The sequence below is a fragment of the Mesorhizobium sp. B2-1-8 genome (assembly GCF_006442545.2).
Classification (GTDB): Bacteria; Pseudomonadota; Alphaproteobacteria; order Rhizobiales; family Rhizobiaceae; genus Mesorhizobium.
This window is the reverse complement of record NZ_CP083952.1, coordinates 4,051,118-4,066,635: the sequence shown is the minus strand read 5'-3', so window position 1 is coordinate 4,066,635 and position 15,518 is coordinate 4,051,118. Positions and strand designations below refer to the sequence as shown.

The 15,518-nt window shown below is 62.9% G+C and carries 12 protein-coding genes; 10 read left to right on the top strand and 2 right to left on the bottom strand.

All coding sequences use genetic code 11. The features are described 5' to 3' along the window. A complete protein-coding gene (locus FJ970_RS19805) occupies window positions 1–705 on the top strand; it encodes a TIGR02281 family clan AA aspartic protease (RefSeq protein WP_140758722.1) in 705 nt (234 codons plus the stop codon). Between the two features lie 104 nt (window positions 706–809). Here FJ970_RS19805 and dusA read toward each other — a convergent pair whose 3' ends face one another. Next, complete coding sequence (gene dusA, locus FJ970_RS19800; RefSeq protein ID WP_140758723.1) at window positions 810–1,808, bottom strand: tRNA dihydrouridine(20/20a) synthase DusA; 999 nt, start codon at window positions 1,806–1,808, stop codon at window positions 810–812. Between the two features lie 115 nt (window positions 1,809–1,923). Between dusA and FJ970_RS19795 the strand changes: the two genes are divergently transcribed. Then, complete coding sequence (locus FJ970_RS19795) at window positions 1,924–2,985, top strand: tyrosine-type recombinase/integrase (protein WP_227791857.1); 1,062 nt, start codon at window positions 1,924–1,926, stop codon at window positions 2,983–2,985. A 501-nt stretch (window positions 2,986–3,486) separates the two neighbouring features. Here FJ970_RS19795 and tssH read toward each other — a convergent pair. Then, window positions 3,487–6,324: a type VI secretion system ATPase TssH gene (tssH, locus tag FJ970_RS19790; protein ID WP_140763779.1), complete on the bottom strand. Its 2,838-nt coding sequence runs from the start codon at window positions 6,322–6,324 to the stop codon at window positions 3,487–3,489. Between the two features lie 331 nt (window positions 6,325–6,655). On the opposite strand from tssH, the gene tssA reads away from it, so the two are divergent. From tssA to tagH, 8 genes are all read left to right on the top strand, one after another. Further along, on the top strand, window positions 6,656–7,831 hold the full coding sequence (gene tssA / locus FJ970_RS19785; RefSeq protein ID WP_140763776.1) for a type VI secretion system protein TssA: 1,176 nt from the start codon (window positions 6,656–6,658) through the stop codon (window positions 7,829–7,831). A gap of 5 nt (window positions 7,832–7,836) precedes the next feature. Beyond that, window positions 7,837–8,373 (top strand): type VI secretion system contractile sheath small subunit, encoded by a 537-nt coding sequence (gene tssB, locus FJ970_RS19780; protein ID WP_140763773.1) that lies wholly within the window; start codon window positions 7,837–7,839, stop codon window positions 8,371–8,373. Window positions 8,374–8,376: 3 nt separating this feature from the next. Continuing rightward, window positions 8,377–9,882 (top strand): type VI secretion system contractile sheath large subunit, encoded by a 1,506-nt coding sequence (gene tssC / locus FJ970_RS19775; protein ID WP_010910844.1) that lies wholly within the window; start codon window positions 8,377–8,379, stop codon window positions 9,880–9,882. An 82-nt stretch (window positions 9,883–9,964) separates the two neighbouring features. Further along, window positions 9,965–10,414: an Hcp family type VI secretion system effector gene (locus FJ970_RS19770; protein WP_027047140.1), complete on the top strand. Its 450-nt coding sequence runs from the start codon at window positions 9,965–9,967 to the stop codon at window positions 10,412–10,414. After that, window positions 10,401–11,153 carry a type VI secretion system baseplate subunit TssE gene (gene tssE, locus FJ970_RS19765; protein WP_140763770.1) on the top strand — a complete coding sequence of 251 codons (753 nt, stop codon included), beginning with the start codon at window positions 10,401–10,403 and terminating at the stop codon, window positions 11,151–11,153. The genes FJ970_RS19770 and tssE overlap by 14 nt, the downstream gene beginning before the upstream one ends. A 1-nt stretch (window position 11,154) precedes the next feature. After that, entirely contained in the window at window positions 11,155–13,029 is a 1,875-nt protein-coding gene (gene tssF, locus FJ970_RS19760; RefSeq protein ID WP_140763767.1) for a type VI secretion system baseplate subunit TssF, read from the top strand. Next, window positions 12,993–14,060 carry a type VI secretion system baseplate subunit TssG gene (gene tssG, locus FJ970_RS19755; protein WP_140763765.1) on the top strand — a complete coding sequence of 356 codons (1,068 nt, stop codon included), beginning with the start codon at window positions 12,993–12,995 and terminating at the stop codon, window positions 14,058–14,060. The genes tssF and tssG overlap by 37 nt, the downstream gene beginning before the upstream one ends. Further along, the gene (gene tagH / locus FJ970_RS19750) at window positions 14,057–15,517 is read left to right on the top strand and encodes a type VI secretion system-associated FHA domain protein TagH (RefSeq protein WP_140763762.1); all 1,461 of its coding nucleotides are present in this window, start codon (window positions 14,057–14,059) and stop codon (window positions 15,515–15,517) included. Before tssG ends, tagH begins: the two co-directional genes overlap by 4 nt. Window position 15,518: the final 1 nt, after the last annotated feature.

Here is a 15,518-nt window from a genome sequence, read left to right as displayed (position 1 = left end):
ATGAGCAGCCGGCTATTCTGGACTGTGATGGCGGTGATCGGTGTGGGGGTAGCGCTTCTCATGCTCAACGATTCCGCCGGCAGCACGCTCGGCGTCGAGAATTACGATTTTGGCCGGTTGATCTGGCTTGGGGCTTTCGGTGCCCTTATCGGCGCCGGCTTGCTGCGGTCGGCTCCGCTAGGAGTGGTGGCCCGCAACCTCGGCACCTGGGCTGCCATCGTGCTCGCGCTGATCGCCGGTTATCAATATCGCTACGAACTGCAGGACGTCGCCAGCCGGGTGACCGCAGGGCTCGTTCCCGGCAGCCCGCTGGCGCTCGGCGTCGAAGACGGCCACGCCACCGTGACCCTCGACAAGGCCGACAACGGTCACTTCGAGGCGCGCATCCTGGTCAATGGCAATCCGGTGCGGGCCGTTGTCGACACCGGCGCGACCAGCACGGTCCTGACTTCGGAAGACGCGCAAGCCGCCGGCTTCAATCCGGCGGCGCTCAACTACACAATACCGGTTTCGACAGCCAACGGCATCGCGCGCGCCGCTGCGGTCAAGACAGACGAGGTGGCGATCGGCGGCATCGTGCGCAAGGATATGTCGGTGATGGTCGCCGCTCCCGGCATGCTGAGCCAAAGCCTGCTCGGCATGAACTTCATCGGTTCGCTGTCGGGCTTCGACGTGCGCGGCGACCGTATGATCCTCAGGGACTAACGCATGTCGCCCGGAAGTGTCCTCGGTTCCGGGATAACGACATGCATAAAATCAGAGTCTTACAGCAGTCAGGCGAATCCTATTCGCCGCGACATGCTGTAAGGTCAGGCCGCTTCGGCGGCCGCTCCACCGAATTCGACAGCCGCGAAAGCCGTCTTCATCACGTCAGGCCCGGCTCCGGGCCGGGTCGCGTCGGTGGACAGAATCTGGCGGTAGCGGCGCGCGCCGGGCAGCCCGTGAAACAGCCCGACCATATGGCGGGTGACATGGCCGAGCCGCCCGCCCCGTTCGATGTGGCGCCCCGCGTAGTCCGCCATCGCATCGATCAGCGCCGCGAAATCGAACGCTTCCAGCCGCGCTCCGTAGAAGGCGGCGTCAACACCGGACAGAATGCCTGGCGTGTGGTAGGCAGCGCGGCCGAGCATGGCGCCGTCGACCTGATCGAGATGCATCCGCGCCTCTTCAAGCGACTGAATACCGCCATTGATGCCGATGAATTTGCTCTGTTTTCCGGCCTTCAGCCGATAGACCCTGTTATAGTCGAGCGGCGGGATGTCGCGGTTTTCCTTGGGGCTCAGACCTTCCAGCCACGCCTTGCGTGCATGCACCCACAAGGCATCGGCGCCGGCATCGAAAACCCCATTCGCCAGCGCATCGAGCGCCGGCTCCGGATCCTGTTCGTCGACCCCGATCCGGCATTTGACCGTGACCGGCACCGTCACCGCCGCTTTCATCGCGGCGACGCAATCGGCGACAAGGTCGGGCACTTTCATCAGGCAGGCGCCAAACGTGCCGGACTGGACGCGGTCGGACGGGCAGCCGACATTGAGATTGATCTCGTCATAACCGAAGGCCTCGCCAATGCACGCTGCTTCGGCAAGTTTTGCGGGGTCCGAGCCGCCAAGTTGCAGGGCGACTGGATGTTCCACCTCATCGAAGCCAAGCAGCCGCTCGCGCGCGCCATGGATGATCGCGTCGGCAACCACCATTTCGGTGTAAAGCAGGGCATGTGCCGTCAGCCGGCGATGGAAGAACCGGCAATGCCGGTCCGTCCAGTCCATCATCGGGGCCACGGCCACTCTATGATCTTGATTTTTCAGCATTATTTATTTAACATCAAATCGTTAGAACCTGCCGAGTGCACACGAATTTACGCCGGAATACGACCCTTTTCGCCACGTTTTGATCTCTCAGTGCACACGGAGCGCACACGAAAAAATGGCCACCTACACAAAACTCTCATCCGGTTCCTGGCGCGTGCAGGTTCGTCGCAAAGGTCGCTACGTCAGCGAGACCTTCCTGCGCCGAGACGACGCACGGCGCTGGGCGACCGAAACCGAGCGCCAAGTCGATCGCGGTGAGACGCCGACCAAGTCCCGTATAGCGCGCCTGAAAACGTTCGGCGATCTCATTGACCTTCATATCGACGACATGTGCGATGTAGGCAAGTCCCCTCGCCGCTCCAAGGCCGCTGCCCTCGATATGCTCCGACGGCATCTGGGGAAGTGCAACCTCGCAGCGCTCGATCGCGAACGGCTCATTCGTTTTGGTCGCGACCGGGCCGCCCAGGGTGCCGGACCGATGACCGTCGGTATCGACATCGGCTTTGTGAAACTTGTTCTGACACACGCCGCTGCGGTCCACGGCCTGCCCGTCAAGGTCGAACCGGTTGATTTCGCGCGCGTCGCCCTAACGAGGCTCGGTCTCGTTGGCAAAGGCCAGCAGCGCGATAGACGACCGACACAGGAAGAACTCGACAAGCTAATTGATCATTTCGACGCAAACCCTCGCCAAATTGCACCGATTAGCCAGATCATTCGGTTCGCCGTCGCAACCGCGATGCGCCAGGAAGAAATCTGCAAGGTGCGTTGGTCCGACTTGGAATCTCGCTCGCGCATGCTCCTCATCCGTGACCGTAAAGATCCGCGAAACAAAAATGGCAACAATCAGCGCATACCGCTGTTTGCGGCATCTGGATACGATGCATGGGCCATTGTCGAGGAGCAGCGGGGAAGGCGCAGCAATGACGATGATCGAATTTTCCCATTTAATCATAAGTCAGTAGGCACTGCCTTCCGTCGAGGGTGCGCAGAGCTGAACATCCACGACCTTCATTTTCATGACTTGCGTCACGAAGGCACGAGCCGTCTTTTCGAAGCTGGATTCACAATTGAACAGGTAGCTCTGGTAACGGGGCACAAGGACTGGAAAATGCTAAAACGGTACACGCACCTTAAGCCCGAGGCTCTGCACGCAGTGCTGGCGAATCGTGCTGCTTAGCGCGATGATCGCCACCGTGTTCGATCGATTTCAGTGGTGAGCCAAAACTTAAAACCAGACTACAAATCTGGGGCAGGACTTCGAATCCCTTTAGTCGCGCCATCCCTTCCAACTGATTTCCCGCGCCCGGGCTTTTTTGCGCAAGGCCTATGCACACACAGGCGTTCTGGCGATCACAGTCCCATCCAGTTGATGCGCTCCTGGTCCTCCTTAGCCACGGCCACCGTTGTTCCTTTCGCGTGCCGCAGGTTCTCTCGCCCGTCAAGGTCATGCTCCCTCCAGGCCTTAGCGCGCTTGCATGGCACCGGCGAGCCATCGCGGCTCAGAGTTCACAACCCAGGGAATGCGGCAAGTCCACTCTCCCAAGGCCGCGACACAAAGCAACGCTGGTTCCTCGATTGTGAACTCGGTCACGCCGCGGGGTACGGCGCAGGAAAGCAGCCATTCCGCGTCCAGCCATCGTAACGCGCTTTGTGGGCGAGCGAATGCGTGACGGCTAAACTATTCGAAAGAGTAGGTAAATCCTTCCGACGAGGCACCGACAGTGACTTTTGTCATCTTCTTGCCCTCCAGCGAGCGATTGAGCACGCCGCGGCTGAGTTCGGGCAGGAGCGTGTTGGTGAGAATTGCGTCGATCATGCGCCCGCCGGATTCGATCTCGGTGCAGCGCGCCTTGACCATGTCCATGACACCGTCGCCGATCACCAGCTCGGCATCGTTTGTTGCTTTGAGGCGCCGCGCTACCTTGTCGAACTGGTGTCTGGTGATCGCCTCTATCATCGCGTCCGAGAGCGGATAGTAAGGGATTGTCACCACGCGGCCGAGGAAAGCGGCCGGAAACACTTTCAGCAGCGGACCGCGCAAGGCGGTGTCTAGATCGTCCATGCCGGTGCGCAAGGTGCCGTTCTTCGTGCGGTCCATGATAACCTGGGAGCCGACATTCGAGGTGAGCAGGATCAGCGTATTCTTGAAGTCGATCCGGCGGCCTTCGCTGTCGTCCATCATACCCTTGTCGAAGACCTGGAAGAAGATCTCGTGCACGTCCGGATGCGCCTTCTCGACCTCGTCGAGCAGGATTACCGAATAAGGCTTGCGCCGCACGGCCTCGGTCAGGATGCCGCCCTTGCCATAGCCGACATAACCGGGCGGCGCGCCCTTCAGCGTCGAGACCGTGTGAGCCTCCTGGAATTCGGACATGTTGATCGAAATCAGGTTCTGCTCGCCACCATAGAGCGTTTCGGCAAGCGCCAGGGCTGTCTCGGTCTTGCCGACGCCGGAGGGGCCGCAAAGCAGGAACACGCCGACCGGTTTCTCCGGTGCGCCGAGGCCGGCGCGGCTGGTCTGCACACGTCTCGCGATCATCTCCATCGCATGGTCCTGACCGACAACGCGCTCAGACAAAGTGGCAGCGAGCTTGAGCGCCTTCTCGGTCTGGCTGGACAGCATCCGTCCCGTCGGGATGCCGGTCCAGTCCTGGACGACGGCAGCCACGGCATTGCGATCGACCGACGGCAGGATCAGCGGGGTCTCGCCCTGAGCCTCGGCAAGTTCCGCCATCAATTCGCGCAGTCGTGCCAGATCAGCAGTGGAATCCGGCGCGGCAACAGGCTCGTGTGCGGCAGCGGCCTCCATCTTTGCCGCCTTTGCTTTCGTGGACTTGGTCTTCGAGCCCTTGGGTTCGGCCGTCTCGGGTTGCGGAGTCTTGGCCTCAGGCGCCTTGCTTTCATGCGCCGTGGCAGCTGGCGCATCGACGGCCTCACCCGGAGCGTCTTCCCCGCCCTCCACCGTGTCGAGTGGCACGCCCTCGCCTCGGAGTTTGGCGCGCAGGTCGAGTATCTCGGAGACAAGCGCCTTTTCCCGATCCCAGCGCGCTTGCGCTGCCGCAAGCGTGGTCTCGGTTTCCGCCAACCCGGCCTCCACGCGAGCCTGTCTGTCGGCCACTTCGATGCCGATCGCTGCCTCGCGGCCGATGATGCCTTCCTCGACCTCGAGCGCCTGGCGGCGGCGCAGAATGTCCTCGACCTCCGCCGGCGTAGCATGCTGCGAGACGGCAACGCGGGCGCAGGCGGTGTCGAGGAGGCTGACCGCCTTGTCCGGCAGCTGCCTGGCCGGAATGTAGCGGTGCGAAAGCGAAACCGAGGCCTCGATCGCCTCGTCAAGGATCTGCACCTTGTGGTGCTGCTCAAGAACACCGGCGACACCGCGCAACATCAGCACGGCCACCGTTTCGGAAGGCTCTTCGATCTTGACCACCTGGAACCGACGGGTCAGCGCCGGATCCTTCTCTATATGCTGCTTGTATTCGGCCCAGGTCGTGGCAGCGATGGTGCGAAGCTCCCCGCGCGCGAGCGCGGGCTTGAGGAGATTGGCCGCATCGCCGGTTCCCGCCGCGCCGCCGGCGCCGATCAGCGTATGCGCCTCGTCGATGAAGAGGATGATCGGCGTCTCTGAGGACTGGACCTCCTCGATGACGGCCTTCAGCCGCTTTTCGAACTCGCCCTTGACGCTGGCGCCCGCCTGCATCAGCCCGACATCGAGCATGCGTACGCTGACATTCTGAAGCGTCGGCGGCACGTCGCCCTGGGCGATGCGCAAGGCAAAGCCCTCGACGACCGCCGTCTTGCCGACGCCCGCCTCGCCGGTCAGGATCGGGTTGTTCTGCCGGCGCCGCATCAGGATGTCGACAATCTGGCGGATTTCAGGATCGCGGCCGACGACCGGATCGATCTTGCCGTCGCGGGCACGCTGGGTCAGGTCGGTGGCGTATTTGGCGAGTGCGGAATCCCCGCCCGGGCCGCGTTTCACCGGTGTTTCGGCCGTAGCTACGGCAGGAGGTGAGCCGGCTTCGAGCGAGCCCTCAGTGACCTCGGCGAAGCGGGCAATGACCCCATCCGCATCGATCTTGTCGAATTCGGCGCTGATTTTCGAAACCAGCCCTTCCAGCACCGGTATCTTCAGGCAGGCGAGAAGAATGTGCGCGCTGCGCACCTCATCGACACCGAATTCCAGTGTGGCCAAGCTCCAGCCTTCCTGTATGGCATGGAAGATGTGATCGGAAAATTCCTCCACCGAGGTCGCGCCGTAGGGCAGCTTGTCGATTGCGCGGGTCATATCCGCCGTCAACCGGCTGACATCCAGCCCGGCATCGGCAACGATCATCTGCACATCCGAGCGCTCGGACAGCACCAGTTGCTGGACGAAATGGACGAGCTCGACATAGGGGTTGCCGCGCAGCTTGGCCGTGTCCGCGGCGGCCTTGAAGGCGCGCACCCCCGTGGGATTGAGCTTTGCAACGAGTTCCTTGCGCTTGAAACTCTGCGACGATCGGCGCTGTTCCATTTGAACCTGCCCCCGAGATCTGCTGACCGTACCCTGCCATAGAAGCGGCTGCTTGACAAAGCCGTGTGACGAAGGAGGCCTTCCGACCCGGTTCAGGCGGCACCTCGTGGTTACACAAGCCCTGCAAACTCCTGCAACAAACCCGGATTGCGGTCTGAACCACGCGAGCCATTTCACATACCCGGCCCGCCAACCGCGCAATGGGTTGGTCGAAAGACTACTGCAGCATTCAGCTTCTGTTAGTTTTTGAGGAAGTGCTCAATTGTCGTGGCATGGGACCGATGATAACGTTGCGTCACATGGGTCACAGGGCCCTTTGCTGGGGGTAGGTGTGATTGATCTCGCACTCTGGCTGAATCCTCTGAACGGTGCGAACCCGTCGGGAGAGGATTTGCGCAACGACCCGGCCTTTCAAGAGCTGGAGCGGCTCACGGAAGCCCAGCTCAAGGTCGTCCACGACGGTGGCAACAAGGCTTCGCAATCAACCAGCTCAGTCGACTGGGCGGCCGTCCTCGAAAAATCGGAAGAACTGCGGTCGCGCGGCCGGGATTTGCGCCTTCTGGTCATCGTCACGCGCGCGCTGGCCAATGAAGAGAAACTCGCCGGCCTCGCCCAGGGGCTAACCCTAATCGCAAGAACTTTCGACCAGTATTGGGATACGATGCATCCGGCTTTGCGGACGAGTGCCACGCCCCGCGACGCAGCGCTACGACGCATCAATGCGCTGCTCGACCTCCAGAACGGCCAGGAAGGCTTGCTGGCGAACATCAGGCAGACCGTCTTCTTCTCACCGCGCGCCATCGGGCCTATCAGCGGGCGAGACCTAGAACAGGCAGCGCTCGACGAGCGCGTCATGCTCCAGGAAGCTGCCTCCGGCCTGGGGACCGCCGAAAAGGCGGCGCTGACGGCCGCCCACAACCAGTTGCTGAACCGGGTGCGCACTGGATGCGCGGCACAGATCGATCAGGCCGCGGACGCTGTCACGACACTTTTGGCCGATGCGCACGCAGCGATTTCGGCGCTGGAGGCGGTGGATACCGCGCTTAATGCCCGCATCGACGGCAACGGCGCGGCCGTTCCGGATCTGAAGAAGTTCCTGCAGCGCTTGCTGACGACGCTGGAGCGGAATTCCAGCATCGGCGCCATGGCCAACGGTGCGGCAAACCCTGCACCGCAGCCGGCTCAACCGGCATCGACGCCCACCCAAAACGGTCATGGAGCCGAGACGATGGCAAGTGTGGCAAGCCCTGTGGAAACCAGCGCTGGCCTGCCTGACCGGATCAACTCGCGCGACGAGGTCGTCAAATGCCTCGATCTCGTGGTTGCCTTCTACGACCGCACCGAACCGTCCAGCCCTATCCCGCATCTCGCCCGGCGCGTGCGCAGGATGGTGCACATGGATTTCGTGGAACTGATGGAAGATCTCGCCCCGTCGGGGCTGAAGGAGTTCCGGCTGCTTGCCGGTGTCCCCGACCCCAAGAAGCCGGCCCAGAAGGATGAAAGGTAACAAGCATGCCAGCAGAGAGCAAAGCCAAGGTCATCGAAAGAAACCGCGCCCCGCGCGTGCAGATCGCCTACGACGTCGAAACCTACGGCAGCCCCACGACGATCGAGTTGCCGTTCGTCATGGCTGTCATGGCCGACCTTTCCGGCGCCTCGCAGACCAAGGAAGCGTCGAAGTCGGTTCTGGACCGCAATTTCGTCGAAACCGACGCCAATCGCTTCCCCAAATTCATGGAAGCGATGGGACCACGCGTGAAGGCGCGCGTGAAGAACACGTTGCCCCAAGCCGAAGGCCAGGAGCGAGACGAAGAACTGGCAATCGATCTCACCTTCGCGAAGATGGGTGACTTCGCGCCGGACAAGGTCGCCGAGCAGGTGCCGCAACTGGCCGAGATCCTCAAGATGCGGCGCCAACTCGAGGAGCTGCTGGGCTTCATGGATGGCCGGGTCGACGCCGAAAAGCGCATCGCGCAGCTTCTGAACAACGAGCCGCTGCTTAGCAAGATCGCCAGCCAGGCGATTTCCGACGGCAAGGGCGAGGAGTAAGTCATGGCCGAACAGCAAAAGACCGCAGCCGCTACCGCCGAGGCCGAAGCCATCGATCTTGGCGAATTCAGCGGCCTTCTTGAAAAGGATTTCAAGGTCAAGAAGGACGACAGCGAGAAACTGCAGCAGTTGGTGCGCAACCTGGCGCTGGCCGCTCAGTCCCGTTCCGAAACGACGACCATCTCGTCCAACGCGATCAAGTCGATCAAGTCGCTGATCGCGGGCATCGACAAGATGCTGACGACGCAGGTCAACGAAATCCTGCATGCCCCGGAAGTGCGGGAGATGGAAGGCACCTGGCGAGGCCTTTGGTACCTCATCAATAACACAGAGACGGACACCAAGCTGAAGATCCGAGTGATGAATATCTCCAAGGAGCAGTTGGCCGACACGCTGGAAGACTACGAAGGCCAGATGTGGGACCAGAGCCCGATCTTCAAGAAAGTCTACACGGACGAGTATTCGATGCTGGGCGGCGAGCCGATCGGCTGCATCATCGGCGCCTACGAGTTCTCCAACCATCCGCGCGACGTCGGCCTGCTGCGCAACATCTCGGGTGTCTGTGCCTCGGCGCACACGCCATTCATCGCGGCCGCCTCGCCGCGGCTGTTCCGCATGGACAGCTGGCAGGAACTGCCGAACCCGCAAGACCTGCAGATGATCGTGAACAACCCGGCCTATGCCTCCTGGCAGTCGCTGCGGGAGAGCGAGGATGCCCGCTATATCGGGCTCACCATGCCACGCGTGCTGGCACGCCTGCCCTACGGCTCGGAAACCGTTCCGGTGAAGGGCTTCACCTTCGAGGAAGAGGTGGGCGGCGACCACAACAAATATGTCTGGATGAACGCCGCCTTCCCGATGGGCGTCAACATCAACCGCAGCCATAAGCTCTATGGCTGGGGAACGCAGATCCGCGGCGTCGAGAATGGCGGCACGGTGCTCAACCTGCCGGTGCACGCTTTCCCGACGGACGACGGTTCGATCGCAATGAAATGCCCGACCGAGGTCGCCATCGACGACCGGCGCGAGGCGGAACTGGCGAAGCTCGGCCTGATGCCGATCTTGCACCGCAAGAACACCGATCTCGCAGCCTTCATCGGCGCGCACTCGCTCCAGGATGACGAGACGCGCGCCGGGCGCCTCGTCGACCCCGACGCCCAGTCAAACGAACGGCTGAGCGCCAACCTGCCCTACCTCTTCCCGGTGTCGCGTTTCGCGCATTACCTTAAGGCGATCGCTCGCGACAAGATCGGATCGTTCAAGGAACGCACCGATATGGAGATCTGGTTGACCGAATGGATCAACCGGTACGTGCTGGCCAATCCAGCCTTCGCGGACGACAAGGCGCGGGCAAAGCGTCCGCTTGCCGCGGCCGAGGTTCAGGTCGACAGCGTCGAAGGCCGGCCCGGTTACTACAATGCCCGTTTCTATCTGCGTCCGCACTACCAGTTGGAAGGCATCAACGCCTCCCTCCGGCTGGTATCGGAACTGCCGTCAGTGAAGGGCTGAAGTCGCAGCGAAGTCATCCTGTTTCGTTTGAAAGCGGTGGAGAAAGACAATGCCTACCACAGAGAGAAGCGAGGCTCCTTCAATGAAGATCGATGGATTTTTGAAAGTTCCGGACATCAAGGGCCCTAGCAAGCGCGACGGCCATGAAGACGAGATCGAAGTGCATGGCGTCGATTACAAGATGATAGCGCCCTACGACCCGAATTCGCTTTCGCGACGCGGCCGTGTGTCGATGGGAATGATCAAATTCATCAAGCACTACGACAAGTCGTCGCCATATCTGAAAAAGGCGCTGTTCGAGAACAAGGCGCTCGACGAGGTGGTGTTCTCGGCACGCCGCACCATTGACGGCGAGACCAGCGACTATCTGGTTGTGACGCTCACCGACGCCTCGGTCATGGAGTACGATATGCGGCAGGCCGCCGACGAGGCCGATCTTATCGAGGAAGAAGTCAGCTTCGCCTACAAGAAGATCAAGTTCGTCTACGACAAGGACGACGAGATCGAAATGGACGTCTATGTCGGCAAGTGAGGCCAAGCGGTCTGGCGCGAAGCTGCAGCTAGCCGGCAGTTCGCGGGCAAAGCGCGAGGCGGTCCAGCCCTCGCTCTGGGACCGCCTCGTCAACGACTTGCCGGGGCTGGCATCGGAGATCGACGGGCTGCGCCGTCTGCTGGATGAAGAACTCGGCGCCGAGCGCGTCGAGGCTCTTCTTGCCGGCAGCGCGCGCGCCATCGATGCCGACGCCGAACTCACGCCCGAGCAGAAACGGCGCCTGCACCGGCTGGTATTCCAGACCGAGCATCGCGCCGAGATCGAAAGCCGCGGCGTGGTGGTTTCGGCACGCGTGTTGAGAGAAGCCGTGCGGCGCGACATCGAGGCCCTGTTCAACACCGAGCGCTTCGAATCCGAACCGATGCTTTCCGATACCGAACACGAACAGCCCCTGGACGAACTGCCGTCGCTCGCCGACTTTCCGGAGGTGCGCCGCAGCGTGGTCAATTATGGGGTGCCGTCCTTTTCCGGGCGTTCTTCGCGGGATTTCGACCGCGATGCGCTGGCGCGCGAAATCCGCGCGGTGCTTGCCACCTTCGAGCCACGCCTGAAAGAGAGCGCCACGACCGTCAACGTCACGCTCGGCGACAAAAGCGTCGGCCTCAAGATCGAGATCGACGCGGTGCTGATCATGGCCCCTACACCGGAGCGTATGCGGCTGCGCACCACGATCAATCTCGACAACGGCCTGGCACGAACTGAATTCCGGGAGACCTGAGATGGATCGGGTCTTCGTGGAGTATTACGAAGAAGAACTGACCCATATCCGGGCGTTGGCCGCGGAATTCGCCGACATGCATCCTGCGGTTGCCCGTAATCTTTCCCTCGACACGGTCCCATGTCCCGACCCTTATGTGGAACGGCTGCTCGACGGCGTGGCCTTCCTGGCCGCGCGCACCCGTCTCAAGGTCGACGCGGAGCGCTCGCGCTTCTCGCGCGCCGTGCTCGATGTGCTTTACCCGGATCTGGTGACGCCGGCGCCGGCGACGGCGATGGCTGTGCTGAAACCCGGCCAGCAGGTGCAGTCGATGATTGCCGGCCACGCCGTCGCGCGCGGCACACGACTGGTCTCCGGCCTCAATCCAGGGCTTTCGACGCGTTCGACCTTCACCACCGCGCAGGAGGTCACGCTGTGGCCGATCGCGATCGCCTCGGTCAGCTATTTCCAGGATCGCAGCGCGCTCGCCGCCGCCGGAATCGCGCCGATCGGCGACGCGCGCGGCGAGGCGGCGTTTCGCGTCACCCTTGCCCGGACGGGAAAAGGCAAGCTCAGCGAACTGTCGCTCGACCGTCTCGACCTCTATTTCGCCGGGCGTGCCAGGGCAACCTTGCTTTTCGATGCAATCTTCGGCGCCTGCTCGGCTCTCGGCGCGCGGGCGGAAGGCAAGACCAATCCGCTAACGGCGCTGCCCGAGCCCGAAATGATCGGCATCCGCGACGACGAAGCGCTGATGCCGCGCACCCGTACGACCTTCGAGGGATACCGGCTGCTGCGCGAATATTTCATGATCCCGGAGCGCTTCCATTATGTACGGGTCGCCGGCCTCCAGCCCGTGGTCCGCAAGTGCGATGCGGGGATCGAGATCATCTTCCTGTTCCGGCGTCCGGTACCCGAGCTCGCCGATGTGACGGTTGCCGATTTCGAGCTGTTCGTGACGCCGGTCATCAATCTGTTCGAACGCGAATGCAACGTCATCGAGATCGATCCGCGCAAAACGCGTCAGGTGCTGCACGCCGACCGCACCCGGGCGCGGGATTTCGAGATCTTCCGGGTCACCCGGGTCGAGGACGCCGATGCGGAGAGCGGCGAGGCGACAATTCCCGAATTGTTCAGCCTGGGGCAGAACCGCGGCAGCGGCTGGGTCTATTCGACCGAGCGACGCCCGCGCCGAGCCACCGAAGATGAGCGGCGCGAAGGTCTGACCCGCACCTCCTACACTGGCGACGACGTCTTTATCGCCGTCTCACGGCCGGCAGGAAGCGTGCCAAACCGGCCGCTGAAGCGTCTCGACATCTCGGCTCTGTGCACCAACCGCGACCTGCCTATCCTGGACGACACGCCGACGCTGACTCTGGAGACGGCCGATCCGGTCGAAGCGGTGCGCTTGCTTGGAGCGTTGCGAGCGCCGCAGGCGGCCATCCCGGCGTCCCTCCCGGCCAGCGCGGCAGGCGAATCCCGCGCCGACAATCTCGCCTGGCGACTGGTGGCGCAGCTCTCTCTCAACTTCCTCAGCCTTGCCCAGGAGGGCCGTGGCGTGGATCCGCTGCATGCCTTGCTTGACCTTTATGCCGATCGGGGCGATCCCAGCCTTGCCCGCAACGTGCATTCGATCGTGCGCATCGATTCACGCCCAGTGATCGAGCGGCTCCAGATCGACGGGCCAATGTGTTTCGGACGCGGCACCGAAGTGACACTGCATGTCGACCAGTCCGTGCTGGCGGGTCAAAGTTCGCTGCTGCTTTCGGCCCTGCTTTCGCGGCTGTTCGCCCGCCATGCAGGGATAAACGGATTTGTGCGGACCCGTACCCGGTTGCTGCAGAAGCAGGAGGACGTGCCATGGCCGATGACGCCCGGCAATCGCTACCTGATCTAGCGGAGCCCGCAACAGTCGCGGCCGAACCGTTGCTGGAGAGCTTCGACTTTTTCGAACTGTTACGGCGCCTGGAGCAGCGCCGTGGATTGTTCGGCCATTCCGGAACGGCCGACCGCGAGCCGGCGAGACTTGGCCAGCATGTGCGCCTGAGCTTCTCGGCCCGCGACGTCGTCAAGCTCCAGGACGCCGGGGAGAAGGCCCCCGCCCGTGTGACCGTCGCCAATCTCGGGCTGCTTGGACCGGAAGGACCGATGCCATTGCATCTGACACGCTGGGTGCTCGACCGGCTGTCCCAACGTTGGTTCACCGGGGCCGATGCCGAGCAGACCAGCGACACGACCTTCGTCGATTTCGTCAACATCCTGCAGCACCGCATGATGGCCCTTTACTATCGCGCCTGGGCTGACGCGCATCCGGCGGTGCAGGTCGAGCGGTCCGTCGGCGGGCGTGTTCGCGCCATGCTGGAGGCAATGTCGGGGATCGGCCTCCCCGGCACCCAGGATCCCGAACTCGACACTGTGCGACTGCGACAGGCTGGATCGCTCGCTAGCCAGGTCGACGGCGTGGAGCGGCTAACGCTGTTTCTCGCCACCGCCTTCAAGGTGCCGGTGCAGGTCAAGGAATTCGTTGCCGCTTGGACCACCATACCGACGGCACTGCAGACGCGTCTCGGCAAGGCCCATGCCGGGCTCGGACGCGGCGCGACGATCGGGCCGCGGGTCTTCAGCCGCCAAAGCAGGATCGAACTGCGCGTCGGTCCGCTGAGCCTCGACGACTTCAGGTCGTTCCTGCCTGGCGAACGGCGTCTTGGCCTGTTCAAGAAGGCGGTACGCGACATGATCGGCGAGACGCTCGACGTCGATTTGCGCATCGTGCTCGCGTGCAAAGCCGTGCCGCCGCCACGGGTCGGGACTGTCCAGCTTGGCCGAACAGCCTGGCTGGCGCGTCCCGTCGAAAGGGGTGACGCCGACGATCTCAGGTTGCACGCCATCGTCGGCTGGCGGCCGGAAATGGCGGAGGCGGCCGCATGAGCCTGCTGCTGACGCTGGAACAAGGCCCGCGCTCGCAAGTGGTCAGGCAGAGCCGGCTGGACGAGGGCGAATTAGTGATCGGGCGCAGCGCCGACGCCGGCTGGCAGATCGACGACCCGGACATGTTCGTCTCGCGCGCGCATTGCAAGATCAGCGGCGACCGGGATGGCTATTTCATTACCGACACGTCGAGCAGCGGATTGTTCGTCGATGACTCCGACAGCCCCCTGGGACCTGGCAGGTCGATGCGGCTGCAGAGCGGCATGCGGCTGCGCATGGGCGACTATGTGTTCCATGTCGAGGTTCAACCCAAAACGAACCGGACGTCAGTAGGCCCGGTTCCGGTCGCGAGCCAACCCGCGCCTGCGTGGTCATCGCCGGGAGCGCGAACGCCTGCCAGCATCGGCGGCGACGACTTCTTCTCGGCCAAGGTCGAGGAAGAACCACGCCCGCCACGCCCGGCGGACCTGCCGAACCCGTTCGAGCAGCCTGTTCCTGGGGCTTATGATCGCGCATCGGGCCAAGGCAGTTCGCCTGCCTTTGACGACCCGTTCAGCCTCGACCCGGTGGCGACGTCGCAATCCGGTGATGTCGCTGCTCCAGGTCAGCCAGATCCGTTCGGGTTCGGCGAAATGCCTTCGCGCAACGATGCGTCAGGGCATGCGGCAAAGCCGGCCAGCTTCGATGACGATTTCAGCTTTGGGCCGGCGGCGACCCCGCCTCTCGCCAACGGAGCCGGCCCGGCAGGACGTGTGCAGCATCAGGCTGAAAAGCCGCGCGCCGGGCATCCCTGGGATGTGCCGGTGCAGGCAGCCGAGCCACCGCCGCCGCGACGCGCCGCTCCAACGCCTGGGCCGGCAAGCCCGGCGCAGCCCGCATCCAGCGATATGGCGCTTCGTGCCGCATTCTTGCGCGGCATGGGCGTCGAGGAGGCCGATTTTCCCGGCCGCGATTCAATCGCCGAAATGGAAAAATTCGGGCGTGAATACCGACTGATGCTGGATGGCTTGATGCAACTCCTGCGCAAGCGCGCCGAGGAGAAGGGAAGCGCGCGCGTCGCCCAGACGGTGGTCGGCGCTTCCGAGGTCAACCCGCTTAAATTCCTGCCGACGGCCGACGATGTCATTGTCACCATCATCTCGGAACGCAGTCCGGGCTTTCTATCCGGCGAGGCGGCGATCGACGATGCGGTAAAGGACCTTGCACAGCATCACGTACGCGCTTGGCGCGGCGTTCAGGCCGCGCTTCGGCGCATGATCGACCGTTTCGATCCGGCCGTGATCGAGGAAGAGCTCAAGTCCAATTCCGCCATCGGCAATCTGCTCTCCGGCGGACGTAATGCCAAGCTGTGGGAGCTCTACCAGAAACGCCATCGCGACATCGCCCAGAGCGCGGAATCGAGCTTCCTGGGCGAGATCGGCGCAGACTTCAGGGACGCATATGAAGAGGAGGAGTAGG

Coding starts and splice junctions, on each gene's coding strand:
- FJ970_RS19805 (WP_140758722.1), top strand. CDS start 1: ATGAGCAGCCGGCTATTCTGGACTGTGATGGCGGTGATCGGTGTGGGG.
- dusA (WP_140758723.1), bottom strand. CDS start 1,808: ATGCTGAAAAATCAAGATCATAGAGTGGCCGTGGCCCCGATGATGGAC.
- FJ970_RS19795 (WP_227791857.1), top strand. CDS start 1,924: ATGGCCACCTACACAAAACTCTCATCCGGTTCCTGGCGCGTGCAGGTT.
- tssH (WP_140763779.1), bottom strand. CDS start 6,324: ATGGAACAGCGCCGATCGTCGCAGAGTTTCAAGCGCAAGGAACTCGTT.
- tssB (WP_140763773.1), top strand. CDS start 7,837: ATGCCAGCAGAGAGCAAAGCCAAGGTCATCGAAAGAAACCGCGCCCCG.
- tssC (WP_010910844.1), top strand. CDS start 8,377: ATGGCCGAACAGCAAAAGACCGCAGCCGCTACCGCCGAGGCCGAAGCC.
- FJ970_RS19770 (WP_027047140.1), top strand. CDS start 9,965: ATGAAGATCGATGGATTTTTGAAAGTTCCGGACATCAAGGGCCCTAGC.
- tssE (WP_140763770.1), top strand. CDS start 10,401: ATGTCGGCAAGTGAGGCCAAGCGGTCTGGCGCGAAGCTGCAGCTAGCC.
- tssF (WP_140763767.1), top strand. CDS start 11,155: ATGGATCGGGTCTTCGTGGAGTATTACGAAGAAGAACTGACCCATATC.
- tssG (WP_140763765.1), top strand. CDS start 12,993: ATGGCCGATGACGCCCGGCAATCGCTACCTGATCTAGCGGAGCCCGCA.
- tagH (WP_140763762.1), top strand. CDS start 14,057: ATGAGCCTGCTGCTGACGCTGGAACAAGGCCCGCGCTCGCAAGTGGTC.